Below are 26,567 nucleotides of genomic sequence, written 5' to 3'. Positions count from 1 at the left end.
GTATATTTCAAGCGCGACATTCAAACTGGAGTGTCGGCTGCCGGCCCACGCATAATGCGCCGCAGAGGGAGGGCCAGATGGCATCGAACAAGCGCGAACAACTGATCAGTACGGCCCAGGGCCTGTTTGCCCGTGAGGGCTACCACGCCACGGGCATCGACCGCATCCTGGCGGAGTCCGGGGTTGCCAAGATGACGCTGTACAAGCACTTCCGCTCTAAGGACGAACTGATCCTGGCGGTGCTGGAGCAGCGCGGGCAGGCGACGCTGGAGGGCCTGCGCCAGCTCCGTGCGGCCTTGCCGCCGCGAGAGGCGTTACTGAAGAGTTTCGATGGCCTGCATGAATGGATTCACCAGGACGACTTCTGCGGCTGCAGTTTCATCAATGCCGCCGCTGAGTTTCATGACCACGATCACCCGATCCATCGCCAGGCGGCTGCCTTCAAGGCCGCATTTGCCGAGCACTTTCGCGAGTTGTTGCAGGCGCTGGGCGTTGCCCAGGCGCAGGCACTGGCGGCGCAGCTGCAGTTTCTGCTCGAAGGTGCGCTGAGCATGGCCCACATTCAGGGGCCTGGAGATCAGGCCCTGCAAGCCAGGGCGGCGGCCAAAGTGCTGCTGGAAGCCGCGGGCGCCTGATCAGTCGCCACTCAGCAAGCGAGCTTCACCGGCTTCGATGGCCTGTAGCGGCCCGGAGAGCAGCACCGTATCGCCGGGATGCAGGGCTGGCCGGCCTTCCAGCGGCAGGTCGATACCGTCGCGGCGTACTGCCTGGATTTCCAGACCCAGCTCTTCCAGGCCCAGCTCGTTGGCACAGTGGCCGCAGGCATGTGCCTCATCCGGCAGATTGACCGCATGCAGCAGGCGCCGCTCCTGGCCCTGGGCGCTGAGCAGGTTGGCCTGGGCGCCATGATAGAAACCATGCAGCAGGCGATAGCGGTTGCTGCGCACTTCATCCAGATGAGCCTGCACCTGGCTCTGCGGGATGCCGAGCATGACCAGTGCATGGGAGGCCAGCATCAGGCTGGACTCCAGTAACTCCGGTACCACTTCGTTGGCGCCGGCGGCCTGCAGTTCAGCCAGGCGGCTGTCATCGCGGGTGCGCACCAGAATCTGCAGCTGCGGACATTGCTGGCGTGCTTCGGTGATGATCGCCAGGGCAATATCGGTCTTGTCCACGGCTATCACCAGCAGGCGAGCACGGGCGATACCGACAGCGATCAGCAGATCGCGACGACGCGAGTCGCCGAAATGCACGTTGTTTTCACCGGCACTGGCCTCTTCGACACGTACGGGGTCGTCATCCAGGGCGATAAATGCTTGCCCTTCACGTTGCAGGAAACGGCCTATGGACTGGCCGACGCGGCCATAGCCACAGATCACCGTATGGTCATGCAACTCGGCGCTGCGGCTGCTGATTTCTTCCAGTCGGCTTTCGGCGCTCGGCGCGCGTCGCAGGCGTGCCGCCAGCCGTGGGGCAGCGCGCAGCAGCAGTGGTGTCAGGGCCATGGAGCAGAAGGCCGCAGCCAGTAACAGGCCGGCAACATGTGGATCCAGCAGCGCGTGCTGACGCATCAGGGCGACCAGAGCGAAGAAGAATTCGCCAGCCTGCGCGAGCGCCAGGCCCGTGCGCCAGGCGGTTTCGCCCGAGTCGCCGCGTAGGCGTACGATCAAGGCGACCAGGCCGCCCTTGATGCCCAGCAGCATTAGGGTGATCAGGGCAATGCTCAGGCCTTGTTCGGCAAACAGGCGCAGGTCGATCAGCATGCCGACGCTGACGAAAAACAAGCCGAGCAGGATGTCCCGGAAGGGGCGGATGTCCGCTTCGATCTGGTGTCGATAGTGGCTTTCCCCCAGCAGCATGCCGGCAAGAAAGGCGCCCAGGGCCATGGACAGACCGAGCAGGTGCGTCAACCAGGCGGTGAGCAGGACAATGACCAGAGCGAGCATGACAAACAGTTCTGCCGAGTGGGCCTGAGCCACTTCATGGAAGAGCTTGGGCAGCAGCCAGCGACTGGCGAGCAACAAACCGAAAAAGAGCAGCAGGGCTTTGCCCAGTGTCCATGGAATGCTCCAGTACCAAGGGGCTTCGTTGCCGCCGGCCAGCGTGGGTACCAGTGTCAGCAGCATGACGGCAACCAGGTCCTGCAGCAGCAAAACGCCCATGGCGTTCTGCCCGTGGTCGCTGAACACCTCGCCGAGGCTGACCAGTTCCTTGCCGACGATGGCGGTGGACGACAAGGCCAGCCCCAGGCCCAGCAGAGCTGCGGTTGTTGGCGCGATGCCGCTCAACCACAGCGCACCACCCAGCGCTGCGCCACACAGTGCGACTTGCGCGCTGCCCAGGCCGAATACCGTGTTACGCAGGGCAAGCATGCGCGGCAGGGAGAATTCCAGGCCCAGGGTGAACAGCAGGAACACGACACCCAGCTCGGCGAGGTGGGGCAGGTCTTTGCTGGAGCTGATCCAGTCCAACGCTGCGGGCCCGACCAGCAGGCCGACGCACAGATAGCCCAGGACGGCGGGCAGGCTTAGGCGCCGGAACAGGGCAATGATCAGCAGGGAACAGGCGAGGATGATCAGCAGGTCGGTGAACAAGGGCTTTCTCCTGAGGCCGGGGCGAGCATGCCTAACCTGAGGGGGATCGTCCATGATCTTGGGCAATTGCTATTGGCAAAGATGGCCGTTGGTCAGGCCAGGCTCAAGTTTTTCGGCCGTAGGCCGTCAATCGAGTTGATGTCCTGCTCAGGTATGCCGCTATGAACCCACTGGCCTCTCTAACCCCATCACTCTCTCGCTCCGCGTTGCCGACGAATCCGACCGTCGCTCGTACCCTGGCGGACGCGCAGAATACGTTGGCCAACCGCCTGGCGGAGCGGCTGGGCATGGAGCCGGGCACACTGAATGGCAAGGGCGAAGACTTCACTCCGGACAAGGTTGCGGACCGGGTTCTGGGTTTTATCGAGCAGCGCCTGCAGAGTGAGGCAGCTTCCGGTGCGGCCCCGGCCAAGCTGGAAAGCCTGCTGGCGCAGGCCCGTCAGGGGGTGGAAAAGGGGTTTGCCGAGGCACGCAAGATCCTCGACGGCATGGGCGTGCTCAAGGGCAAGGTGGCGGATGATATCGACACCACCTATGACAAGATCCAGAAAGGTTTTCAGGGGCTGGAGCGTAGCTACGGTGGTCAGCCTCAGGCTGCTGAGTCCGGTCTCCTTGCTGCGGCAGCTTATAGCGAGCGTGTTGCCGCACGCGCGGAAACCTTCGATTTGCAGGTAACGACACGCGACGGTGATCGCCTGCGTATTTCGGTGGCCGCCGCTTCGGCCAGTTGGTCGCAGAGCAGCGCTGTCGTTGCCAGTGACGGCAGCACCACGCTGGCGGCTTCCTCCCGTTCCTCCGGCAGCTTGCAGATCGGTGGTTTCCAGGTCCAGGTCGAAGGTGAGCTGGACGCAGAAGAGCGTGCGGCGCTGGAAGATCTGTTCGGCCAGGTACGCGAGCTGTCCGATCAATTCTATGCCGGTGATCTGGCGGGCGCTTTCGACCGTGCCCTGCAACTGGACATGGATGGTTCCCAGTTGGCCTCGATGTCCCTGCGCCTGACCCAGACCACGGTGCGCCAGGCTACCGATGCATACAGCACCGTCGCTCAGCAGGGCGGCCAGGCCGCCAGTGCAGTCAACGACAGCCTGGTGGACTATGCCCGTGGCCTGCTGGATGCACTGCGCAGCGCAGACGCCGTGGCCGAAGATGGCAAAGACATGCTGGAGCAACTGTTGGAGGGCGGTTTTGCTCTGGACGAGCGCTTTAGCGAAGGCATGCTGGACAAGGCCCAGAAGCTTAACCAGCGTCTGCTCGACGGCCTGCAGGGGTTGCTGCCGGCTGGTGAATAAGGCCGGTGTTAGACTGCGTCTCTACGTTTAGCCTGAGACCCTTGTGATGCTGCCGGAATGCCAACTCTATGGAACCCTGGGCTGCCACCTCTGCGAGGTGGCGGAGTCATTGCTCATGCCCTTCGTCGAGCACGGCCTGCTGGTCGAGTTGGTGGATATTGCCGAGCGTGAGGACTGGGTCGAGCAATACGGTTTGCGTATTCCCGTGCTGCGTCGTTGCGACACTGGAGCCGAGCTCGGTTGGCCCTTTGACGCCGATCAAGTAGTGGCTTTCCTGCGCTGAGCCTGCGGTTTTCTTCTGTCTTTTCAATAGTCCTCTCTGCCTGCTTGATATTTCGAACGGCCGATGCGTATTTTGTACGGATCGCCGCGCTGCGGCATACGCGCTAACAAGGATAAAAATTCAATGAGCAACGACGGCCGCAGTACGCTAGCCGAGCGCCTGATCGGAATAGATGAAGTCGAATGTGTCACCGCCGACCTCAATGGCGTGCCGCGGGGCAAGGTGATGACTGCCGCGGGCTTTCTCGAAGGGCGGCGCCTGCAACTGGCGCGTGGCGTATTGCTGCAGTGCATCATGGGGGGCTATCCGGAGTCACGGTTCTACGGCAGCGACGATGGCGACTTGGCGCTGACCACGACGGATGAACGCGTCTTCATTTTGCCCTGGAGCGAGCCGCGCCGGGCCTTGGCGATCTGTGATGCCGATGAACTGGATGGCCGCAGCTCCGGATTGTCGACCCGAGGCCTGCTCAAGCGTGTAGTGGGTGCTTATGCCGAGCGAGGCTGGCAGCCCGTTGTGGCAACTGAGCTGGAGTTTTTCGTCTTCGAGCGTCCGCAGGACCCGCAACAACCATTTCGCCCACCGCTGGGACTGGACGGCAGCCGCGAAAGTGGCTGCTCGGCGTTCAGTGTCTCTTCGGGTAATGGCCTGCGACCGTTCTTCAGCGAGGTCTACAAGTGCATGGAGGCGCTGGGTTTGCCGCGCGATACCTTCATGCACGAAATGGGGGTCAGCCAGTTCGAGATCAATCTGCTGCATGGCGATCCACTGCTGGTCGCCGATCAGACCTTCCTGTTCAAACACATGCTCAAGGAAATTGGTCTCAAGCATGGTCTGGCCGTGGTTTGCATGGCCAAGCCGCTGCCGCATACGGCGGGCAGCTCCATGCATATCCACCAGAGCGTGGTAGAGCAGGGCAGTGGGCGCAATATCTTTACGGCCGCCGGTGGTGAGGCTTCGCCAGCGTTCTTCCACTTCCTGGGCGGTCAGCAAGCGGCTCTCGCCGACTTCACGCTGCTATTCGCCCCGCATGTGAATTCCTATCAGCGTCTTTGCCATCCCTATGCTTCGCCGAACAATGCCTGCTGGTCGCATGACAACCGTGCTGCCGGTCTACGTATTCCGGCCAGCGGGCCTGCGGCAAGGCGGGTTGAGAATCGCCTGCCGGGTGCCGATGCAAACCCCTATCTGGCCATTGCGGCCAGCCTGGCCGCAGGTCTGCATGGCCTGTTGAACGAGCTGCAGCCCTCTGCCGCCATTCAGGGTGATTTTGCCGTACCAGATGAGCTCAGTCTGCCCTGCACCTTGCACGCGGCATTGCAGCGTTTGCGCAGTAGTACGCTGGCTCGCCAGTGGTTTGGCGAGGAGTTCATCCAGGGCTATTGCGCGGTCAAGGAAATGGAGTTGATGAGCTACCTGGACGAAATCACACCCTGGGAGCGGCGGGTTCTGGGTAGTCAGGCCTGAGATGAAGAAGCCACCTTGCGGTGGCTTCCTGGTCATAACGGATCGTCGCGTCTGGCTTCACGTTGTAGTTGGTACACGTAGCGTTCGACGTGGCGTTGCTCCAGGCCGTTCATACGGTGGAAGCGCAGGCCCACAAAGGTCACGTCGACCTTCTCATCGTAGTGGGCGTGGCGCATTTCCACGGCGGTGGTCAACGGGCCGATCGGCAGCTGGGCGCTAAAGCGCTCATAGACCTGACCGGCCTGCAGGCGGCCGCTGACATTGCCAGCAAAACGCAGGCGGCAGCCCGTGGCGGAAATATCCAGCAGGTGGCCGCTGAGTGCTGGTGTAAGGCGGTTGCCCGATAGCTCGACCGTCACCGGCTGGCCTGCGCCCAGCGTGGCGCGGAAAGCGTTGCGGCGCTGGTGGTAGATAACCCGCTCGGGCATGTGCCCCCAGTAGCAGCGTGCACCTCCAAGCTCACCGATGCTCACCGGGTCTTCGCAATCCCAAGCGATGCGTACGCCATCATGGAAGCCCTCGACGCGGAAGGGCTCGTCATTTTGCAGGTAGCGCTCGCCATCGCTGGGCATCATTTCGTCCAGAGCGATCAGGCCGCGTTCGCGATTGACCTCTACCAGATAGGTTTGAAAGCGTTGATTACGATCCTTGAATGTAATCAGCAGCGGGTCTCTGCTCTGTTGCAACAGGCGCAGGTTGGCGAAGATTTCCAAGGGTGCGGTTAGAACCTTGGGCGGCTGTGGGCCATCTTCCTCTTGAAATGGGTTGGACACGGTCCGGAAGTCTCCAGGGCACAAAATACTGCGGCACTAGCATACTGGCAGAATGCCTGTATGTCCCTGTGCTTGTTATATCTCAGGCTTGGCTGAGTGGGCGTTGCTGGCCGATTCTAGCGGCGCCGCCTCGGCTGTCATAGAGCCCGGGTGTTTCGCCGCCACGAAGAATGCCGAGCACGCTTTGTAATGAGGCCTGGTTGGCACGAATCAGGCGGCCGTTGCGCTGGTTGGCTTCACGGCACTGTTCAAGCAAAAGGCTGAGCTCATTGCTGCGTGTCAGAATCTCGTCGCCATCACTGCGACGGCTGGCGAACGTCTCCAAGCCAGCCTTGTCGGCGCTGAGCTCTTGCTGGCGTAACAGAGTGCTGCGTGCGGTGCCGTGCTGATCCAGCAGGTTGAGGAGGGGGAGTTTCTCGCCGAGAATCTTTTCCAGGCTGGGCAGATCGCGCGCTTCGAGCGCCTGGAACTCGGCATTGATCAGTTCAAGCAGTTGCTTGGCGGTGCCAATGTCGTCGTTGAAAAGCTGTAGCAGATCGTTGTCTTGCATCTTTGGGCTCTGGGGATTGGGCGTCCAACACCCCCAGCGCAGCCCGGAAACTAGCGCTGGGATTCGAAATCGAGCAGCTTGCTGGCTACACGCTGGCTGTCGACCTGATAGCTGCCATCGGCGATGGCTTGCTTCAGTTTGGCGACACGCTCTTTGTCTACGGTTGGCAGGTCGCGCAGCTTGTCGCTGGCTTTCTGCAATTGTTGGGCCTCACGGCTGAGCTGCACTGACTCTCCGCTCTTGCCGGTTGCGGCTTGCTCGCCGGCAACCTTGGCCGCATTGGGCTGGGTATTGCTGACGGCTTCATTCTGGCTGCTGGCCTGGGCATTGCCGGTACGCCCGCTATTGGCGGCGTTGTTGGCATTGTTCAGCCGGTTGAAGTCGATAACCATGTTGAAAACCTCGGACGGTATCTGGACGCTTGACCGGGTTTTCGGCCAGTTCCGTCGAAACTTTAGGGCGTTATTGTGTGTGTTGTTTCACAGTGTAGGGAATCGTCGCCAGATTGCACTACAAGAATCATGCCTACAGTCGTACCTCTACTTGGCCTGGCCCTGTTACGCGGGCTCTGACCACGCGCTGAGAGCTCAGATTACGCACGCTGATCTGTTGTCCCAGGGCCCCGTCCGACAGGGCTTCGCCCTGCATGCGCACACTGATGCCGGCGCTGCTGGCCAGGATAACAACTTGGTCGCCGCGGCGAACACTTTCTGCCAGCTGCAGTTGCGACGGCGTCAGCACCTGATCGGCCTGGGCTGGGCGCGTCAGTTTTTTGCCGATGGCCTGAGCTGGATCGACGATGTAGCCACGATTGAGCAATCCGACATCCTGCTCGATCATGGCCACATCGTCTGGACCAATGATGCTGTTGCGCTTGAGCGGGTTCTTCATTACCGCGACAGGACGAAAAATGCGTACCTGGGCAGGGATGTATACGCTCCACGGCGAACTACCCTCGCAGCTGACCTTCACGGTGACGCGCCCTACAGGCTGCTCCGGGCTTTCCAGTCGTTGTGTCAGATCACTGTCGCAGTCCGCCAGTCGTAACCGTGGGTCGATAGGTTTGACGTGAATCTCATGACGCGCCCGGATTTCGCTACGCTCTAAATAGTCTTCGACCATAAACTCAAGAAAGCCCTCTGTGGCGCCGATAAGCTCCTCGGGCGGAGTCTGTGTGGCCGCATACGGCGAGTGGTAGCCGAGTAGCCCCAAAGCAGGTAAAACAGCTGCAGTGATGAAGCGTTTTGCCATCATGCGTCGGGAAAATGTCGAAAGTGCGTTCATGTACTCGACGAAGCAAGGCCCGTGCCGCCTGCTAGGCTTAGCAGAACGCGCGGCGAACAGAACGAATAAGGAGTCTGGGCATGGCCGGAGTATTGGACTCGGTTAACCAGCGTACCCAACTGGTGGGTCAGAACCGTCTGGAACTATTGCTGTTCAGGCTGGATGGGCCGCAGCTGTATGGCATCAACGTGTTCAAGGTGAAGGAGGTGCTGCAGTGCCCCAAGCTCACCATCATGCCCAAGTCCAGCCAGGTTGTGCGTGGCGTGGCGAACATCCGTGGGGGCACCATCCCGATTCTCGATCTGGCGCTGGCTACCGGCCGCTCGGCCCTGGATGACATCAGCAACAGCTTTGTGATCATCACCGAGTACAACACCAAGGTGCAGGGTTTTCTGGTGCGCTCGGTGGAGCGCATCGTCAATATGAACTGGGGTGAAATTCACCCGCCACCCAAGGGCACCGGTCGCGACCACTATCTGACGGCTGTCACGCGCGTTGACAACCGTTTGGTTGAAGTCATCGATGTCGAGAAGATCCTCGCCGAGGTGGCTCCCATGTCCGAGGCCATCTCGGAAGGCGTGGTGGATGTCGAGACCAAGGCCAAGGCCGTTTCCAAGCGTGTTTTGATCTGCGACGACTCCTCGGTGGCACGCAAGCAGGTGTCGCGTTGCCTGGAGAGCGTTGGTGTCGAGGTCGTGGCGCTGAACGATGGTCGCGAGGCTTATGAGTATCTGCATAAGCTGGTCGAGGAGGGTAAGAGTCCGGCTGAAGAGTTTCTAATGTTGATCTCCGATATCGAAATGCCGGAGATGGACGGCTATACCCTTACTGCGGAGATTCGCTCCGATCCGAGGATGCAGAATCTCCATGTGATTCTGCATACTTCGCTCTCCGGTGTGTTTAACCAGGCGATGGTCAAGAAAGTGGGCGCGGATGACTTCCTGGCGAAGTTCCGTCCCGACGAGCTTGCTTCGCGTGTTGTTGAGCGTATCCGTGTGGCTGATGGGGGCTAAAGGCCTAAGCCTTTAGTAAGGACTATGTATGGTGAGGCGGCATTAGTGTCTTCAGGTAATTTGGATTTCGAGCAGTTCCGGGTCTTTCTGGAGAAGGCATGCGGCATTCTGCTGGGGAGCAACAAGCAGTACCTGGTGTCTAGCCGCCTCAATAAGCTGATGGAGCAGCAGGGCATCAAGTCGCTTGGCGAACTGGTGCAGAAAATGCAGGCGCAGCCGCGAGGTGGTTTGCGCGAGCAGGTGGTGGATGCCATGACCACCAACGAAACCCTGTGGTTCCGCGATACCTACCCTTTCGAAGTGATGAAGAGCCGGGTGTTGCCTGAGTTGATTAAGGCCAACCCCAACCAGCGCTTGCGCATCTGGTCGGCGGCCTGTTCTTCGGGGCAGGAGCCTTACTCATTGTCGATGACCATCGACGAGTTCGAGAAAAGCAACCTGGGGCAGCTCAAGGCTGGTGTGCAGATCGTTGCGACTGACCTGTCACCTTCGATGCTGATCAACTGCAAATCCGGCGAGTATGACAGCCTGGCCATGGGGCGCGGCCTGTCGCAGGAGCGCCTGCAGCGCTACTTCGATCCCAAGGGGCCGGGGCGCTGGGTGGTCAAGGCTCCTATCAAGAGCCGTGTCGAGTTCCGTCCACTGAACCTGCTGGAAAGCTATGCAGCGCTTGGTAAGTTCGACGTGGTGTTCTGTCGCAACGTGCTGATCTACTTCTCGGCTGAAGTGAAGAAGGACATCCTCACCCGTATCCACGCCACGTTGAAGCCGGGTGGATATCTGTTCCTGGGTGCGTCTGAGGCCCTAAACGCATTGCCGGATCTTTATCAGATGGTTCAGTGCAGCCCAGGGATCATTTACAAGGTTAAGTGATCCTTATCGAGGTTCAGTAACGGGAGGCCAATGTGCCTCCCGTTTTTATTTAGGGCGGCAAACCCTTTGCCGGCCTTGCCGCTTGCGATGTTCTGGAGCGGAAAAGCTTTGCCGCTTGCCGTTTATCACTGTGCGGATAAAAAGATAAGCCATTGATCTATAAAGAAAATTAAAAATGGCACAGCCTTTGCTGTGTGTCTTGCACGACGCAACGGCGGCAAAGGTTCCAGACCATGAGCATCAGTTTCGACAGAGCACTCGGCATCCACGAAGAGGCGCTGGCATTTCGCGCCCAGCGCGCCGAGGTGCTGGCCAACAACATCGCCAACGCCGATACCCCGCACTACAAGGCTCGTGACCTGGACTTCTCTGCCGTGCTCGCCGAACAGAACGAGAAGCAAAGCGGCAAGCAATTCTCCATGAGCCGTACCGATAGCCAGCACATTGCCGCCGACGGCATCCAGTTGGCCGATCCGGCACTGCGTTTCCGTACACCGTTCCATCCGTCCATCGACCAGAACAGTGTTGACATGCAGCAGGAGCAGGCCAACTACGCCGAGAACGCGGTGCAGTTCCAGGCCAGCTTCACCCTGCTCAACAGCAAGTTCAAAGGGCTGGTCAACGCCCTGCGCGGCGATTAAGGGAGATCAAGTCATGTCACTCGCCAGTGTCTTCAATATCGCCGGTACCGGCATGAGCGCCCAGAGCACTCGTCTGAACACCATCTCCAGCAACATCGCCAATGCCGAGACCGTTTCCTCGAGCATCGATCAAACCTACCGTGCCCGCCACCCGGTATTCGCTACCGTGTTCGAGTCGAGCATGAACGGTGACCGTGGCTCGCTGTTTGCTGACCAGGATCAGGCTGGCCGTGGCGTACAGGTACTGGGTGTGGTCGAGGATCAGAGCAGCCTGATGCCGCGCTATGAGCCGAATCACCCGGCGGCCGACGAGCAGGGTTATGTGTACTACCCGAACGTCAACGTGGTCGAGGAGATGGCGGACATGATCTCTGCCAGTCGTGCGTTCCAGACCAACGTCGAAATGATGAACACCGCCAAGCAGATGATGCAGCGTGTGCTGACCCTGGGCCAGTAAGCGGCGAACGAGGAGCGAGACAATGAGTGTCAGTGGCGTCAGTTCCGTACTGGACCAGTACCAGATCCAGCAGGACACCACCCAGAACAAGGATCTCGGCAAGAACGAGTTCCTTGAATTGCTGGTGGCCCAGTTGAATAACCAGAACCCGCTGGAGCCTCAGGAGAACGGCGAGTTCATCGCTCAGTTGGCGCAGTTCAGTCAGGTTGAGGGTATCGAGAAGCTCAACTCCAGCATGGAGTCGCTGCTCTCTGGCTACCAGTCATCTCAGGCGCTGCAAGCCTCTTCCCTGGTCGGGCGCAAGGTGATAGTGCCAACCGAGAAGGCGGTAGTGGATACCAGCGAAACCTTTAAAGGCAGCCTGGTATTGCCGGTCACCAGTAGCAACGTCTACGTCAACATCTACGACAACACCGGCTCGGTAGTGAACCGCGTCAACCTCGGCCAGCAGGCCGCTGGCAATGTCAGCTTCATGTGGGATGGCAAGGACTCAGGCGGCAATCTGTTGCCGCCTGGTACTTACAAGTTCGAAGCGCAGGCCACCTACGCCGACGGTACCAAGGGGCTCTACACCTTGCTGCCGGCTAACGTCGACAGTGTCACGCTCGGCCAGAACGGTGGCGAGATGATGCTCAATCTCGCGGGGTTGGGTGGCGTTGCGCTATCCCAAGTCCAGATCATCGGTCAGTAATCCCCAGACTGCAGCGCCGGCAGTAACGGCAAAGGAGTATTCCATGGCTTTCAATATCGGTCTCAGCGGTCTGCGGGCAGCCACTAATGACCTCAACGTCACCGGCAACAACATTGCCAACGCAGGCACTGCGGGCTTCAAACAGTCGCGTGCGGAGTTTGCCGATGTCTACGCCGCTTCGGTGCTGGGGACTGGCGCTAATGCGCAGGGCAGCGGTGTTTTGCTGGCGGATGTGTCTCAGCTGTTCAATCAGGGCAACATCAATTACACCCAGAATGCTCTGGATCTGGCCATCAATGGCAACGGTTTCTTCGTGACCAGTAACAACGGAGAAATCAGTTATACCCGTGCTGGTTATTTTGGCACTGATCGTGACGGCTACATGGTCAACAACTTTGGTTATCGTCTGCAGGGTTATGCGGTAGACAATGCAGGCAACCTGCAGAACGGTATCGTCGATGATATTCAGATTCGTACCGCCGCCCAGTCGCCGCGCGCCACGGAGAACCTGACGCAGACGTTCAACCTGAATTCGAACAACACGGTGCCGACCACCACGCCGTTCGACCCATCTGACCCGACCACCTACAACTCGTCGACCTCGACAAATATCTATGACACACAGGGCAATGCCCATGTGTTTACCCAGTACTTCGTCAAGACGGGGGCGAATACCTGGGAGATGAATGTTCTGATCGATGGGCGGAACCCCGCATCACCGGCGACTAACCTTCCGGGGCCGGTGCCGAACCCAAGCGCTACTACGCCTTTCACTGCGACGTTGAACTTTGATGCGTCCGGGCAGCTGTTAAGTACTGCTTCTACGGACTTCACAGTTAACCTAGATGGCTCTATCACCATGACAAACTGGGTTCCGGCTGAGTCTGATGGCGGCACCCCGCCGATCTGGACCGCCAACTTAACCAATATTCCAGCTGTGCCCTTGGACATCGATTTTCGAACTGCCACTCAGTTTGCCAGCGCCTTCGCCGTGACGGCGGTCAGCCAGGATGGCTACACCACCGGCGAGCTATCCGGCCTGGAAATCGACGATACCGGAGTCATCTTCGCCCGCTATACCAACGGCCAATCATTGGTGCAGGGCCAGGTGGTGCTGGCCAACTTCGCCAATGTGCAGGGTTTGACGCCCATCGGCAAAACCGCCTGGGTGCAGTCCTTCCAGTCTGGCGAGCCGGTAGTGGGGACGCCGCGCTCTGGCACGCTCGGCGCTCTGCAGGCGGGGGCCCTGGAGGACTCCAACGTGGAGCTTTCGGACCAGCTGGTGAACCTGATCGTTGCGCAGCGCAACTACCAGGCCAACGCCAAGACCATCGAGACCGAAAGCGCCATCACGCAGACCATCATCAACCTGCGGTAATGCTGGGGGAGGGGCCTTGCCACCGGCGGCAAGGCCTCGCCGTTCATTGCCTGAAAAAGCTCCTTGCGGGGCTTTTTCTGTTTATAAAGTCTTTATAAAACAACTGCTTAGTCTTTTTTATTGGTTCTGGCACGGGGCTTGCTGAATAACTGGCAACAGAAGCTAGAGCGGCAGATTGCCGACCCCGCGGAGCAGACCATGGACAAGATGCTGTACATCTCCATGACCGGAGCCAGCCAGAACACCCTGGCTCAGCGTGCCCACGCCAACAACCTGGCGAACATCTCGACTACCGGTTTCCATCGGGATTACGAGCAGGCGCGTTCCATGCCGGTATTCGGCGACAGTTACCCGGCGCGTGTGTATGCCATGACCGAGCGCCCGGCCACCGACTTCACGCCAGGCTCGCTGCAGGAAACCGGGCGCGAGCTGGATGTGGCCATCGAGGGGCAAGGTTGGATTGCCGTGCAGGCCGCCGATGGCAGCGAAGCCTATGTGCGTACCGCCAGCCTGCAGATTGATGCCCTGGGGCAGTTGCGTACCGGCAATGGTTTGCCGGTGCTGGGTAACGGCGGGCCGATTGCCATTCCGCCAGAGCAGAAGGTCGAGATCGGTCAGGACGGCACCATCAGCATCCGCGCGCTTGGCGAGGCGCCGAGCGTGATGGCCGAGGTCGATCGCATCAAGCTGGTCAATCCGGATCTGAAAACGATGGAGAAGGGCACTGATGGCCTGATCCGTGTGAAGGCTGGCGAAGCGCCGGCGTTGGTGGATGCCAATGTGCGCCTGACCTCGGGCTTCCTCGAATCAAGCAATGTCAACGCCGTCGAGGAGATGACCGCGATCCTCTCCCTGTCCCGCCAGTTCGAACTGCACGTGAAGATGATGCGCACTGCAGAAGACGGTGCGACAGCCATGGCACGGGTCATGCAGATCAGCTAATCAGCAACGCGAAGCGCCATGAAACTGGCGCTCGAGGAGAAAGAATATGCTTCCGGCTCTGTGGGTCGCCAAGACTGGCCTGTCCGCTCAGGACATGAACCTGACCACGATTTCCAACAACCTGGCCAACGTTTCGACCACGGGCTTCAAGCGTGATCGTGCCGAGTTCGAGGACTTGCTGTATCAAATTCGGCGCCAACCGGGTGGCCAGTCGACTCAGGACAGCGAGCTGCCAACGGGCTTGCAGCTGGGTACGGGTGTTCGTATCACCGGCACCCAGAAAATCTTTACTGCCGGTAGCCTGCAGACCACCGAGCAGCCACTGGATATGGCCATCAACGGTCGTGGTTTCTTTCAGGTGCTGCTGCCGGACGGCACCGTCGGCTACAGCCGTGACGGTAGCTTCCACCTGGACTCCGATGGCCAGATCGTCACGTCCCAAGGCTTTGCCCTGGAGCCCGCCATTGTCCTGCCGGCCGAGGTGCAGACCTTCACCGTGGGTGAGGACGGCACTGTTTCCGTGACCACTGCCGGCAACCCGGCCTCGCAGGTGATCGGCAACATCCAGACGGCCGACTTCGTCAATCCGGCCGGCCTGCAGGCCATCGGCAACAACCTGTTCCTCGAAACCGCTTCCAGCGGCGCGCCGCAGGTTGGTACGCCCGGCCTGACCGGACTTGGCACCGTACTGCAGAACACCCTGGAAAACTCCAACGTCAGCGTGGTGGAAGAGCTGGTCAACATGATCACCACCCAGCGTGCCTATGAGATGAACTCCAAGGTGATCTCCACTTCGGACCAGATGCTCTCGTTCATCACGCAGAACCTTTAATGTCGCGGGCGCCCAGGCGCCGGCCAGTAGCAACAAGAACGCCGTGAGGTAGTGGTTATGAACCGGCTGATGATTCTTCTTCCCCTGTTGGGGAGCGTGGTCCTGAGCGGCTGCGTGACGCCCCCGCCGAAGCCGGACGACCCCTATTACGCCCCCGTTCTGCCGCGCACCCCGCTGCCGGCTGCGCAGAATAACGGCGCGATCTACCAGGCCGGCTTCGAGACCAATCTGTACGACGACCGCAAGGCTTACCGGGTGGGGGATATCATTACCATCACCCTCAGCGAGCGCACCCAGGCCAGCAAGAAAGCCGGCTCGAGCATGTCCAAGGACAGCTCGGCCAATATCGGTCTGACGTCACTGTTTGGCGGCGCGGTATCTCTCAACAACCCGAATGGCAGTCTCAATCCGCTGCAGACCGATGACCTGAGTCTGGATGTGGGCTACAGCGGTAGCCGCGATACCGATGGCGAGTCCGATGCCAGCCAGAGCAATAGCCTGACCGGCTCGGTGACCGTGACCGTGGCCGAGGTGCTGCCCAATGGGATTCTTGCCGTGCGCGGCGAGAAGTGGATGACCCTGAACACCGGTGACGAGTTGGTACGCATTGCCGGCCTGGTACGGGCTGATGACATCGCCACCGACAACACCGTGTCTTCGACCCGTATCGCCAATGCCCGCATCACCTATTCGGGTACCGGCGCCTTTGCCGATGCCAGTCAGCCGGGTTGGCTCGATCGCTTCTTCTTCAGCCCGCTGTTCCCGTTCTGAGTAGGTAGCCGATGATGAAACGACTGATTTCCATACTCTGCCTGCTGTTGGCCGCTGGCGCCGCGCAAGCCGAGCGCATCAAGGACCTGGCCAGTATCCAGGGCGTACGCGCCAACCAATTGATCGGCTACGGCCTGGTAGTCGGCCTTAATGGGACCGGCGACCAGACCACGCAGACGCCTTTCACCCTGCAGACCTTCAATAACATGCTGGCGCAGTTCGGCATCAAGGTGCCGGCCAACTCCGGCAACGTTCAGTTGAAGAACGTTGCGGCGGTGTCGATTCATGCCGAACTACCGCCTTTCGCCAAACCGGGGCAGGTGCTTGACGTGACGATCTCATCCATCGGCAACGCCAAGAGCCTGCGTGGCGGCAGCCTGTTGATGACCCCGCTCAAAGGTATTGACGGCAATGTTTACGCCATCGCCCAGGGCAACCTGGTGGTGGGCGGTTTCGACGCCAGCGGTAGCGACGGTTCGCGCATTACCGTCAACGTGCCTTCGGCCGGCCGCATTCCCGCAGGCGCTACCGTCGAGCGCCCGGTGCCGAGTGGTTTCGACCAGGGCAACAGCTTGACGCTTAACCTCAATCGTCCGGATTTCACCACGGCGAAGAATATCGTTGACCAGATCAACGGACTTCTAGGCCCTGGCGTGGCGCAGGCCATCGACGGTGGCTCGATCCGTGTCAGCGCTCCGCTGGATCCCAATCAGCGTGTCGATTACCTGGCGGTACTGGAGAATATCGAGATCGAGGCCGGTCAGGCGGCGGCCAAGGTCATCATCAATTCGCGTACCGGCACCATTGTGATTGGCCAGAACGTGCGGGTGCAGCCGGCCGCCGTGACCCACGGCAGCCTCACCGTGACCATTACCGAAGATCCCATCGTCAGCCAGCCGGAAGCCTTCTCCGGTGGTGAGACCGCCGTGGTGCCGCGCTCGCGGGTAGATGCCGAGCAGGAAGCCAAGCCGATGTTCAAGTTCGGCCCGGGCACCACCCTGGATGAAATCGTGCGTGCGGTTAACCAGGTGGGGGCGGCGCCCTCGGATCTGATGGCCATTCTCGAAGCGCTCAAGCAGGCGGGAGCCCTGCAAGCCGATCTGATCGTGATCTGAAGGAGGCGACCATGGAATCCAGACTCGCAGCCGGCCTCGACAGCGGCGCCTACACCGACCTGAACCGTCTCAACCAGTTCAAGGTTGGCGGCGACAGTGAAGGCAACATCAAGAAGGTGGCCCAGGAGTTCGAGTCGCTGTTCCTCAACGAAATGATGAAGGCCATGCGCAAGGCGAACGAAGTGTTCGGCGAAGGCAACTTCATGAACAGCAACGAGAGCAAGACTTACCAGGATATGCACGATCAACAGTTGGCCGTGACCCTCTCCAAGAATAACGGGGGCATTGGCTTGGCCACCGTGCTGGAGCGTCAACTGAGCCAGCTGAAAAGCGGGCCCAAGCGGGTCAACCCCTTTGCTCAGGTCGAGATGCCGGCCAGCAGTGCCCGCGCTGGAGCATTCAAGCCAGCAGGCGAGGGCAGTGTGGTACGTGACGACTCGGCGCTTCTCAATCAGCGTCGTCTGGCTCTGCCCAGCAAGCTAAACGATCGCATGCTCGCTGGCATTACGCCGCCAGCTACAGGTGAGGGCCAGGCGCTGGCGGCTGTCGATTGGGTGCCGGCCCCGCCCAAGGCCGCAATCCAAGTCGGTGTGACTGATGCTGGCAAAACGGCCGGCGGCTTGAGGGCCGAAGTCGCTGCGGAGCAGGCTGCTCCGCAACCTCATGCCAAGGGCAAATCGGCATTCGCTTCGGCAGCTGACTTTATCGAAACCATGCTGCCGATGGCGGAAGAGGCTGCGAAGAAAATCGGCGTCGATGCGCGCTACCTGGTGGCCCAGGCTGCCCTCGAGACCGGTTGGGGTAAATCGATCATTCGCCACTCCGACGGCTCCAGCAGCCATAACCTGTTTGGCATCAAGGCCCATCGGGGGTGGGATGGCGAGGCGGCAAGGGTGCTGACCACCGAGTACAAGGGCGGCAAAGCGGTCAAGGAAGCAGCGGCATTTCGCACTTACGATTCCTATCAGCAGAGCTTCAACGATTACGTGAACTTCCTGCAGGGCAATGGTCGTTACCAGGAAGCGTTGGCCGCTACCGACAATCCCGAGCGTTTTGTACGTGAGCTGCAGGCGGCCGGGTATGCCACTGATCCCAACTATGCCCGCAAGATCGGACAGATCGCCCGCAAGATGCAGACCTATCAAGCCATCGCTGCCGTCGATAGCCCGACCACAAGGACCTGAGAGCTGAATCATGGCTGACCTACTGAGCATTGGCCTGTCGGGCCTGTCGGCGAACAAGACCTCGCTGGCGGTTACCGGCCACAACATCACCAACGTCAACACGCCGGGCTATACCCGGCAGGACACGGTGCAGGCCACGCGCGTTCCACAGTTCAGCGGCGCTGGTTATATCGGATCGGGTACCACTCTGGTGGAAATCCGGCGCAGCTACAGTGAGTTTCTGACCGCTCAGTTGCGCAGCACCACGGCGCTCAATAGTGATGTTTCCGCATATAAAAGCCAGATCGATCAGCTCGACTCACTCTTAGCAGGTTCGACCACCGGTATCACTCCGGTGCTGCAGAACTTCTTTTCCTCGCTGCAGACCGCGGCGGAAGATCCCGCCAACATTCCGGCACGGCAGTTGGTGCTGTCCGAGGCCGAGGGGCTGGCTCGCCGTTTCAACACCATCCATGACCGCCTGGATGCTCAGAACGAGTTCCTCAACAAGCAGATGACGGCGGTCACGGACCAGATCAATCGTCTGTCTTCGGGCATTGGGCGGCTCAACGAGGCTATCGCCGTAGCAGCTGCAAATGGAAGCGCCCCCAACGATTTGCTCGACGCTCGAGAAGAGTCGATCCGTCAGCTTGCCGAATACATAGGTGTCACTGTCGTTCCCCAGGATGACAATACTCTCAACCTTTTCATTGGCAGTGGCCAGCCACTGGTGGTGGGCAGTCAGGTCAGTCGGTTGGAGGCGGTTCCGGGCACTGCTGACCCAACCCGTTTCGAGATTCAGTTCGTCAGTGGCAACTCCAGGCAGACAGTAACCACCCAGTTGTCGGGAGGGGAATTGGGCGGCCTGATCCGTTATCGCGGCGATGCTCTTGACTCCACCTTCAACGCTTTGGGGCGTTTGGCTCTGGCACTCAGTTCCGAAGTCAACGAACGACTGGGGCAGGGCCTCGATCTCAAGGGGCAGGTAGGGGCTGCCTTGTTCGGCGATTTCAATGATCCTCAGCTGGCCGACCTGCGCGCGCGAGCGTTCTCCGACAACCCATCAATCAGTGCCACGCCTCCCGGAGTGGATGCCTCGTTGCGGATCACCGACACCTCAGTGCTCTCGGCCAGCGACTATCGCCTGGAGTACGACGGGGTGACCGCGCCCAGTGGCTACAGCGCCAGGCGCCTGAGTGACAATGCCGTCATCACTGTCACCGATACGGCTGGAACCCTCACATTTAGTGACTCGGCGGGGCGCGATCAGGGCTTCAGTGTCACCCTGAGTGCTGCGCCCGCTGTTGGTGATCGCTTCATGCTTGAACCAACTCGTCGAGGCGCTTCGGATATCAATACGGTACTCGACCAGCCGGATCAGCTGGCCTTCGCGGCTCCGGTGCGGGCAGGGGCGACCCTGCAGAATCGTGGCACCGGGGTGATTTCCCAGCCCGACTTGGTGGCTAGTGGAAGCAGCCCGCTCAACGCTGCGGCATTGGCGGCTGCTCTGCCGGTGACATTGACTTATAGCGGCACTGCGCCTGGTGACTTTACCGCCAGCGCAGGTACCTTGGTTCGTATTAATCCTGCTACTACGCCTGCAACTCCGGCCGTTCCTGCGGACTTCCAGGAAGGAGAGCTCAACACCTACGAGCTGGATCTGGGCGCAGGCAATATCGTGCGCTTCACCTTGAGTGGTCGCCCGCAGGACACAGATAGCTTTACCCTGAATTTCAATGCTAATGGCGTGTCGGACAACCGCAATGCACTCAAGCTGGTTGATCTGCAGAGTGCCCAGATCGTCGGTGTTGACCCCAGTGTAACCAGCATCCAGACCGGCACCAGTTTGACCGATGGTTATGGCGATCTGGTGGAGCGAGTGGGCACACTGACCGCCCAGACCCGATTGGACAGCGAGGCCACGGGCGCCATCCTCAAGCAGGCCACCGACAACCGGGATTCACTCTCGGCGGTCAACCTCGACGAGGAGGCGGCCAATCTGATCAAGTTCGAGCAGTACTACCAGGCATCGGCGCAGATCATTCAAGTTGCCCGCAGCCTGTTCGATACCCTGATCAATACATTCTGACGTGAAGGCGCAATCGGGCGCCGACGAGGTATAAGGCCATGCGGATTTCCTCCGTTCAGGCATTCAATAACGGTGTTCAGGGGCTGCAGCGTAACTACTCGAATGTCACGCGCACCCAGGAGCAGATCAGTACCGGCAACCGCATCCTGACGCCGGCCGACGATCCGGTGGCCTCAGTGCGCCTGCTTCAGCTCGAGCAGCAGCAGAATGTGTTGAACCAGTATGCGGATAACCTGACGGCGGCCACCAACAGCCTGACCCAGGAAGAATCGACGCTGAACGCGGTCAACAACATTCTCCAGCGAGTTCGCGAGCTCGCCGTGCAATCGGGTGACGGGGCGCTGAGTCAGGCTGACCGCCAGTCCATGGCGCTGGAGCTGCGCGAGCGCGAAGACGAGCTGTTTGCCCTGTTCAACTCACGCAATGCTCGCGGGGAATATTTGTTCGCAGGGCACCAGGGCAAGACCCAGCCCTTCGTCCGCGATGCTGCTGGCAACTACAGCTATGTAGGCGACGAGGGGCAGCGTGAACTGCAGATCGCCAGTTCGCTGAGCCTACCGATCAATGACAACGGCAAAAAACTGTTCGAGAACATCATCAATGCCGGTCGCCTGAACAGCCTCCAGGTCGCCCCGCCGGCGCCCCTACCGCCGTTGCCGCCGGGCTCTACACTGAGCGCGTCGGCGCCGCTGGTGCAGGATGAGGTGGCCTTTTCTGCTGCCCCTCCGAACAATTTTCCGGGTGCGGGTATCGGCATCCACTTCACTTCGGCGACCGACTACATCGTCTACGACCTGGCCGCTACGCCGGTCTTCCCCGTGGCCGGGCCGCCCTTTGTTGACCCCAATGTACTGGCCAGTGGACAACTCGACGACGACCCTGACAGCAGCGACCAGTTGGTGTTCCGTGGCGTGAGCGTACAGCTCGACGGTGTGCCGCTGGGCACCGAGACCTTCGCGGTAACGCTCGACCCCACTCAGCAGAAGCAGGGCATCCTGAGCACCATCAAGAACCTGCGCACGGCGCTTGAGTCCACTGCGGATACGCCGGCCGGTAACCTCGCGATGCGCGATGCGGTGGCAGAGGTGCTTACCAACCTGGATCATGGTATGACGGCGGTAGACCTGGTGCGTGGCGAAATTGGTGCGCGCCTCAACGTCATCGAATCGACCCAGACCGATAACGAAGAGGTCAGCCTGGTCAACAAGGCCGTACAGGCCGACCTGCGCGAGCTGGACTATGCCGAGGCGCTGTCGCGCCTGTCCTTCCAGTCGATCATCCTTGAGGCGGCGCAGCAGAGCTTCGTCAAGATCAGTGGGCTGAACCTGTTCAACCAGCTGCGCTGACCCCGATACGCGTCCGGGATGCTGCGGTTTGCTGGCGAAATACCGGCGAAACGCCTCTCCGGCACTTCTCAAGGCTGCTAAACCATTGCTTGTAAAGGCAAAAAAAAAATCACAAAAAACTCTGAAAAAACCTAAAGCCAGCTTCTTCAGCGCCGATAAAAAGGACGAATGCGAAGTAACTGGGTGCCTGAGCAAGGCTGAACGCCCAAACGCTCGCAGTACCTGGTTCTCTTTAGTACCCGCCCTCTGGAGGCAAGCATCATGGCTCTTACTGTCAACACTAACGTTGCTTCTCTGAATACTCAGCGCAACCTGAACACCTCGTCCAAGGGGCTGGATACTTCGCTGCAGCGTTTGTCCACCGGCTTCCGTATCAACAGCGCGAAGGATGATGCCGCCGGCCTGCAGATTTCCAACCGTTTGACCAGTCAGGTCAATGGCCTGAACGTGGCCGTACGCAACGCCAACGACGGCATCTCCCTGGCGCAGACCGCTGAGGGCGCTCTGCAGCAGTCCACTAATCTCCTCCAGCGCATGCGCGATCTGGCGCTGCAGTCGGCCAACGGATCTAATTCAGCCTCCGAGCGTCGTGCGCTGCAGGATGAGGTGACTCAGCTGCAGGGCGAGTTCAACCGCATCGCCGATACTACGAGTTTTGGTGGTCGGAAGATTCTGGATGGCACTTTTGGTTCTCAACAGTTTCAGGTAGGCGCAAATGCGTTCGAAACAATTGATGTGACATTGGGCAATTTCCGGGCCAGCAGTGTCGGTAACAACACCCGTACTCTGGCTGGTAACGCCGCTAACACTGGTTTGGGGCGCGCAACTGTTGCAGCCGCTGCTGCTGCTGCGAATAACGTGGCAGGCACCGTTACCATTGCGGGTTCTTCGGGTACCAGTACTGCTATAAGTGTCGCAACCTCTAGTGCCAAGGTCGCAGCAGATGCTATCAACTCTGCAACAGGCACAACCAATGTCAGTGCTGATGCTCGCACTGTTGTTGGCCTTAGTGGTCTCAGCGCCAGTGGCACAGTCAATTTTAATCTGACCGGCTCCAACGCATCGGCAATTAACATTCGAGCCACTGTTACCACCACCGATTTGAGTGCTTTGGCTGCTGAGATCAATACCAAGAGTGGTCAGACGGGTATCACTGCGGAAATTTCTAGCGGCGTACTGAAAATGACCAGTGAGCGCGGTGATGATATCGTCATTGGCGACTTCGCCAACGATGCTGGCGGCACGGCGAACTTCACTACCTATGGCTATGACGGCACTGGCGCTGCAGTTGATACTGTGGCTCTTACAAGTGGCGGTGATGACTCGTCCCGTGGCATGGGTGTTGTGAAGCTTAACAGCAGCAAAGCGTTTACTTCGACAAGTAGCGATACCTCCACTGCCTCCGCCACGACTGCTTTGGTTTCCTCGCTGGATGCGGTGGACAAGATTGACATTACTACCGCAATCGGCGCGCAGAAAGCGCTGGACGTGGTCGACTCTGCCATGACCTTTATCGACAGCGCGCGTGCGGAGTTGGGTGCCAAGCAGAACCGTTTCGAAAACACCATTTCCAACCTGCAGAACATTTCCGAAAACGCTGCCGCTGCCCGTAGCCGGATTCGCGATACCGACTTCGCTGCCGAGACTTCGGAGCTGACCAAGAACCAGATCCTGCAGCAGGCTGGTACTTCGATCCTGGCCCAGGCCAACCAGTTGCCGCAGGCAGTGCTCAGCCTGCTGGGTTAACGGGTTCCGGCTTGAGTTAGACTACGGGGGAAAGCGCTGGTCGCTTTCCCCCGTCTTGCCATGTGAGGTAAGCCATTATGGATGTCGGTTCCATCAAGAATTCCGCCCTCGGCAGCATGCCGACAGTCCGCTTGGCGGCATCCGCCGAAAAGAGCGCCACAGTTGCAGGCGAGCAGGGAAATACGCAGCAAGGCGTTCAAGCGGTGTCGGCTGCGGAAGACGAGTCTGCACGCACTCAGGTTGAAGATGCCGTATCCACTATCCAGGGTTTTGTCCAGTCGGTACGCCGCAATCTGGATTTCCAGCTGGATGACTCCACCGGGCGCGTGGTGGTCAAGGTCACCGACAGCGAATCCGGCGATGTGATTCGTCAGATTCCCTCCGAGGAGGCGCTGAAGCTGGCGGAGAGCCTGGAGGAAGTGCGCAGCCTGCTGTTCAAGGCCGAAGCTTAGTTTCGGCATGTTTCTTGACTGCTGAAACGCCAAGGCGTTTTAGCGTCAACCTATTGGCGAGGTGTGTATGGCGGGTATTTCAGGAATCGGTTCGGGCATCGATATCGACAGCATTGTCGGTGCACTGGTCAATGCCCAGAAAGCGCCCAAGGAGGCGCAGCTGGCGCGCCTGGAAAAGGCCACCACCTCGCGTTTCAGCGCGCTGGGGCAGCTGAAGGGGGCTCTGAGTGAGCTGCAAAGTTCCCTTAAGAGTCTCAATGATGCTTCCCTGTTTCAGAAGCGCAGTGCCACCTCTGCCGATACCACGCGACTGACCGCCACGGCGACCAAGGATGCAGCTGCGGGTACTTATCAGGTTCAGGTCAAGAGCCTGGCCAGCAGCAGCAAGGTTGCCAGCGCCGAAATTGCTGGTGCATCCAGTGCCACGTTCAACGCAGGTCAGCTGACCATCAGCGTCGGCGGTGAGGCACTGGAGGCGGTTGATATAACCCAGGACGCCAAGCTGGAGGATGTTGCTGCGGCCATCAATACCAAGCTCGGTAGCAAGGGGGTGGGCGCTACTGTGGTTAGCGATCCCGACACTGGTACTGCTCGCCTGGTGCTGAGTTCCAACAAGACGGGTGATGGGCAGGCTGTTACGTTGCAGGCTTCGGCCCCGAGTGCGGCAGGTGCGACTTTCGAGCTTGAGTCTCTAAACGTCGCGGCGGGTGTTGGTAGCCTCTCTGCTGCAGGTGCAGGTGCTGGTTTTATCACTGAAGCCAGTAATGCCGAGGTCGAAATCGATGGAATCGCTCTTCGCCCCACCAGTAACTCGGTCAGTGATGCGATCTCCGGCGTTACCCTTAATCTGCTCAAGGCGGAGTTGGGAGTAACGACCAAGGTGACCGTGGCCGAGGACAAATCTTCAGTCACAGCTGGCCTGAAGAAATTTGTCGAGAGCTATAACAAACTGATTTCAACCTCAAATGAATTGACTGCCGTTGTGCAGGTCGGCGAGGGCAAGGCGCCGGTTACTGGCGGTCTGGTAGGCGACTCCTCGGTACGTTCAGTGCTCTCGGGCTTGCGTAGCGAGCTGGTTGAGTATGCCGACCAGGATGGCATCCGCGTGCTGGCTGATTTGGGGATAACCACCCAGAAGGACGGCACCCTCAAAATCGACGATGCCAAGCTGAGTACGGCGCTCAGTGACAACTATGATTCTGTGGCCAGCTTTCTGACGGGCGAATCGGGGCTGATGGCCAGGCTCGACTCAAAGGTCGAGGGTTTCGTTAAAAGTGGCGGCATTCTTGAGCAGCGCATGAATGGGCTGCAGGGCACTCTCAAATCCGTAGATGAGCAGCGTGAAGATCTCACTAGGCGTGTGGAGCAGCTGCAGACGCGCTTGTACGCTCAATACAATGCGATGGACTCTCTGGTCAGTCAGCTTAATCAGACCAGCGAGCGTCTGACGCAGTCATTGGCGAGTCTGCCCGGTTTCGTGAAGAAGGATAAGTAAGCGATGAGCAAGAAACCCATCGACACCTACAAGCAGGTCAAGACTGCCCAGGAGGTCAGTCCGTACCGTGTTGTGCAGATGCTGCTGGATGGGGCTCTGGAGCGTGTCATGCTGGCGCGTCGGGCGCAGCTGGAAGGGGATGTCGAGATTCGTGGCCTTGCCGTGGGCAGTACCATCACTATTCTTGGTGTGCTGCAGTCCAGTCTGGACAAGCAGCTGGGTGGCGAGATCGCTGAGAACCTCGATGCCCTCTACGACTACATGACCCGACGCCTCGCCGGCGTTGCTCTGGACGACACGCCGCGTAGCCTGGACGAGGTGCAACAGCTGCTTGTGCAGATCAAGGATGCCTGGGACGGAATAGGCCCGGAAGTCGAGCCGGCCGCCGTTTCGGAGTGAATCTCCGCTAAAGCCGCGCCGCTGTTTGCCGATACAGGAAGTGTATTTAGGCAATCTTCAGCGGAGCGATCATGAACGCAATGGCGGCCCTCAGGCAGTATCAAACCGTCAACACCCAAGCCCAGGTGGCCGACGCCAGCCCGCATCGGTTGATCCAGATGCTGATGGAAGGCGGTCTCTCCCGGCTTGCTCAGGCCAAGGGCGCAATGCTGCATGGCCAGAGTGCCCAGAAGGGTGAGCTGATCAGCAAAGCCATTGGGATCATCGGTGGCCTGCGTGAGGGGCTAGACCTGAATCGGGGTGGTGAAATTGCCGCTAACCTTGATCGTCTCTACGAATACATGGTGTCACGTCTGGTTGAGGCGAATATCGCCAACGATGCGGATATGCTTGATGAAGTTGCAGACCTGCTGCGTAATGTGAAATCCGGCTGGGACGCCATCAGCCACTGATGGTCGCTGTGGCCCTGAGGAAATCTCCATGAGTTCATCTGTTCAGCTTCTCGAAACCACTGGCTTTGCCTTACGTGATGCTCTGGCTCGTCGCGATTGGGCGGCGATTGGTGAGCTGGATATGCAGTGCCGTCAGGCTGTCGATGAGGCAATGGTCGAAGCCGTTCACGATGAAGGCCAATTGCGGCAGCGGATGCAGGAGTTGCTCGAACTGTATCGCGAGCTGGTCGTTACCTGTCAGGCCGAGCAGCGCCGTCTGGCGGGCGAGTTGGTTCAGCTCAATCAATCCCAGCAAGGTGCCAAGGTCTACCAGCTATTCACCTGACTGTCTGGTGGTGCCTTCCTGGCATCATCAGTCAGATCAGCTTCCTTAGTAACCGTAGAAAAATTACGCCATAAAATTGACTCTAGTCTGTTTTTTGACTTTACTAGTGGCCAATTGCCGTTGCCGCTTGGCGACCTCTCTTCCCAG

General features: G+C 59.5%; 28 protein-coding genes. 23 read left to right on the top strand and 5 right to left on the bottom strand.

Annotation, left to right across the window (positions count from 1 at the left end; translation table 11 throughout):
- Positions 1-77 precede the first annotated feature (77 nt).
- Complete coding sequence (locus P7A97_RS05030) at positions 78-635, top strand: TetR/AcrR family transcriptional regulator (RefSeq protein ID WP_277688853.1); 558 nt, start codon at positions 78-80, stop codon at positions 633-635.
- Here the strand turns inward: P7A97_RS05030 and P7A97_RS05025 are convergent, their stop codons facing one another.
- Positions 636-2,594, bottom strand: a complete 1,959-nt coding sequence (locus P7A97_RS05025) for a monovalent cation:proton antiporter-2 (CPA2) family protein (RefSeq protein ID WP_277688852.1) — start codon at positions 2,592-2,594, stop codon at positions 636-638.
- Positions 2,595-2,755: 161 nt separating this feature from the next.
- Here P7A97_RS05025 and P7A97_RS05020 point away from each other — a divergent pair, with 161 nt between their 5' ends.
- The 3 genes from P7A97_RS05020 (at position 2,756) to P7A97_RS05010 (ending at position 5,633) form a co-directional block, all read left to right on the top strand.
- Entirely contained in the window at positions 2,756-3,883 is a 1,128-nt protein-coding gene (locus P7A97_RS05020) for a DUF5610 domain-containing protein (protein ID WP_277688851.1), read from the top strand.
- A gap of 46 nt (positions 3,884-3,929) precedes the next feature.
- Positions 3,930-4,166, top strand: a complete 237-nt coding sequence (locus tag P7A97_RS05015) for a glutaredoxin family protein (protein ID WP_277688850.1) — start codon at positions 3,930-3,932, stop codon at positions 4,164-4,166.
- Between the two features lie 225 nt (positions 4,167-4,391).
- A complete protein-coding gene (locus tag P7A97_RS05010; protein WP_277689012.1) occupies positions 4,392-5,633 on the top strand; it encodes a glutamine synthetase family protein in 1,242 nt (413 codons plus the stop codon).
- Between the two features lie 32 nt (positions 5,634-5,665).
- On the opposite strand, the gene P7A97_RS05005 is transcribed toward P7A97_RS05010, so the two are convergent.
- The 4 genes from P7A97_RS05005 to flgA all read right to left on the bottom strand — a co-directional run bounded on the left by P7A97_RS05005 (position 5,666) and on the right by flgA (position 8,240).
- Positions 5,666-6,406 (bottom strand): flagellar brake protein, encoded by a 741-nt coding sequence (locus P7A97_RS05005; RefSeq protein ID WP_277688849.1) that lies wholly within the window; start codon positions 6,404-6,406, stop codon positions 5,666-5,668.
- 82 nt (positions 6,407-6,488) lie between these two features.
- A complete protein-coding gene (flgN, locus tag P7A97_RS05000; protein ID WP_277688848.1) occupies positions 6,489-6,956 on the bottom strand; it encodes a flagellar export chaperone FlgN in 468 nt (155 codons plus the stop codon).
- 50 nt (positions 6,957-7,006) lie between these two features.
- The gene (gene flgM / locus P7A97_RS04995; RefSeq protein WP_277688847.1) at positions 7,007-7,348 is read right to left on the bottom strand and encodes a flagellar biosynthesis anti-sigma factor FlgM; all 342 of its coding nucleotides are present in this window, start codon (positions 7,346-7,348) and stop codon (positions 7,007-7,009) included.
- Between the two features lie 133 nt (positions 7,349-7,481).
- Complete coding sequence (flgA, locus tag P7A97_RS04990; RefSeq protein ID WP_277688846.1) at positions 7,482-8,240, bottom strand: flagellar basal body P-ring formation chaperone FlgA; 759 nt, start codon at positions 8,238-8,240, stop codon at positions 7,482-7,484.
- 80 nt (positions 8,241-8,320) lie between these two features.
- Here flgA and P7A97_RS04985 point away from each other — a divergent pair, with 80 nt between their 5' ends.
- From P7A97_RS04985 to P7A97_RS04895, 19 genes are all read left to right on the top strand, one after another.
- On the top strand, positions 8,321-9,253 hold the full coding sequence (locus tag P7A97_RS04985; protein ID WP_277688845.1) for a chemotaxis protein CheV: 933 nt from the start codon (positions 8,321-8,323) through the stop codon (positions 9,251-9,253).
- A 45-nt stretch (positions 9,254-9,298) separates the two neighbouring features.
- Positions 9,299-10,126: a protein-glutamate O-methyltransferase CheR gene (cheR, locus tag P7A97_RS04980; RefSeq protein ID WP_277688844.1), complete on the top strand. Its 828-nt coding sequence runs from the start codon at positions 9,299-9,301 to the stop codon at positions 10,124-10,126.
- 233 nt (positions 10,127-10,359) lie between these two features.
- Positions 10,360-10,767 carry a flagellar basal body rod protein FlgB gene (flgB, locus tag P7A97_RS04975; RefSeq protein WP_277688843.1) on the top strand — a complete coding sequence of 136 codons (408 nt, stop codon included), beginning with the start codon at positions 10,360-10,362 and terminating at the stop codon, positions 10,765-10,767.
- Positions 10,768-10,780: 13 nt separating this feature from the next.
- Positions 10,781-11,224, top strand: a complete 444-nt coding sequence (gene flgC / locus P7A97_RS04970; RefSeq protein ID WP_277688842.1) for a flagellar basal body rod protein FlgC — start codon at positions 10,781-10,783, stop codon at positions 11,222-11,224.
- Positions 11,225-11,246: 22 nt separating this feature from the next.
- On the top strand, positions 11,247-11,915 hold the full coding sequence (gene flgD, locus P7A97_RS04965) for a flagellar hook assembly protein FlgD (RefSeq protein ID WP_277688841.1): 669 nt from the start codon (positions 11,247-11,249) through the stop codon (positions 11,913-11,915).
- 43 nt (positions 11,916-11,958) lie between these two features.
- Complete coding sequence (gene flgE / locus P7A97_RS04960) at positions 11,959-13,293, top strand: flagellar hook protein FlgE (RefSeq protein WP_277688840.1); 1,335 nt, start codon at positions 11,959-11,961, stop codon at positions 13,291-13,293.
- Positions 13,294-13,491: 198 nt separating this feature from the next.
- Positions 13,492-14,235: a flagellar basal body rod protein FlgF gene (locus P7A97_RS04955; protein WP_277688839.1), complete on the top strand. Its 744-nt coding sequence runs from the start codon at positions 13,492-13,494 to the stop codon at positions 14,233-14,235.
- 46 nt (positions 14,236-14,281) lie between these two features.
- On the top strand, positions 14,282-15,067 hold the full coding sequence (gene flgG, locus P7A97_RS04950) for a flagellar basal-body rod protein FlgG (RefSeq protein ID WP_277688838.1): 786 nt from the start codon (positions 14,282-14,284) through the stop codon (positions 15,065-15,067).
- A 57-nt stretch (positions 15,068-15,124) separates the two neighbouring features.
- Positions 15,125-15,838, top strand: a complete 714-nt coding sequence (gene flgH / locus P7A97_RS04945; protein ID WP_277688837.1) for a flagellar basal body L-ring protein FlgH — start codon at positions 15,125-15,127, stop codon at positions 15,836-15,838.
- A gap of 14 nt (positions 15,839-15,852) precedes the next feature.
- Positions 15,853-16,953 (top strand): flagellar basal body P-ring protein FlgI, encoded by a 1,101-nt coding sequence (locus P7A97_RS04940; RefSeq protein ID WP_277688836.1) that lies wholly within the window; start codon positions 15,853-15,855, stop codon positions 16,951-16,953.
- Between the two features lie 11 nt (positions 16,954-16,964).
- Positions 16,965-18,137, top strand: coding sequence for a flagellar assembly peptidoglycan hydrolase FlgJ (gene flgJ, locus P7A97_RS04935; RefSeq protein ID WP_277688835.1), 1,173 nt, complete (start codon positions 16,965-16,967; stop codon positions 18,135-18,137).
- A 10-nt stretch (positions 18,138-18,147) separates the two neighbouring features.
- Positions 18,148-20,205, top strand: a complete 2,058-nt coding sequence (gene flgK / locus P7A97_RS04930; RefSeq protein ID WP_277688834.1) for a flagellar hook-associated protein FlgK — start codon at positions 18,148-18,150, stop codon at positions 20,203-20,205.
- A 38-nt stretch (positions 20,206-20,243) separates the two neighbouring features.
- Positions 20,244-21,551 carry a flagellar hook-associated protein FlgL gene (flgL, locus tag P7A97_RS04925; protein ID WP_277688833.1) on the top strand — a complete coding sequence of 436 codons (1,308 nt, stop codon included), beginning with the start codon at positions 20,244-20,246 and terminating at the stop codon, positions 21,549-21,551.
- A 261-nt stretch (positions 21,552-21,812) separates the two neighbouring features.
- Positions 21,813-23,297, top strand: coding sequence for a flagellin (locus P7A97_RS04920; RefSeq protein ID WP_277688832.1), 1,485 nt, complete (start codon positions 21,813-21,815; stop codon positions 23,295-23,297).
- A 77-nt stretch (positions 23,298-23,374) separates the two neighbouring features.
- Positions 23,375-23,749, top strand: a complete 375-nt coding sequence (locus P7A97_RS04915) for a flagellar protein FlaG (RefSeq protein ID WP_277688831.1) — start codon at positions 23,375-23,377, stop codon at positions 23,747-23,749.
- A 67-nt stretch (positions 23,750-23,816) separates the two neighbouring features.
- Positions 23,817-25,244, top strand: coding sequence for a flagellar filament capping protein FliD (gene fliD / locus P7A97_RS04910; RefSeq protein WP_277688830.1), 1,428 nt, complete (start codon positions 23,817-23,819; stop codon positions 25,242-25,244).
- Positions 25,245-25,247: 3 nt separating this feature from the next.
- Positions 25,248-25,643, top strand: coding sequence for a flagellar export chaperone FliS (gene fliS / locus P7A97_RS04905; protein ID WP_277688829.1), 396 nt, complete (start codon positions 25,248-25,250; stop codon positions 25,641-25,643).
- Between the two features lie 71 nt (positions 25,644-25,714).
- On the top strand, positions 25,715-26,095 hold the full coding sequence (gene fliS, locus P7A97_RS04900) for a flagellar export chaperone FliS (RefSeq protein ID WP_277688828.1): 381 nt from the start codon (positions 25,715-25,717) through the stop codon (positions 26,093-26,095).
- A gap of 28 nt (positions 26,096-26,123) precedes the next feature.
- A complete protein-coding gene (locus P7A97_RS04895) occupies positions 26,124-26,420 on the top strand; it encodes a flagellar protein FliT (protein ID WP_277688827.1) in 297 nt (98 codons plus the stop codon).
- The last annotated feature ends 147 nt before the right edge of the window (positions 26,421-26,567 follow it).

The sequence above is a fragment of the Pseudomonas sp. GOM6 genome (assembly GCF_029537485.1).
Taxonomy (GTDB): domain Bacteria; phylum Pseudomonadota; class Gammaproteobacteria; order Pseudomonadales; family Pseudomonadaceae; genus Aquipseudomonas.
This window is presented reverse-complemented; position numbering and strand designations above follow the sequence as displayed.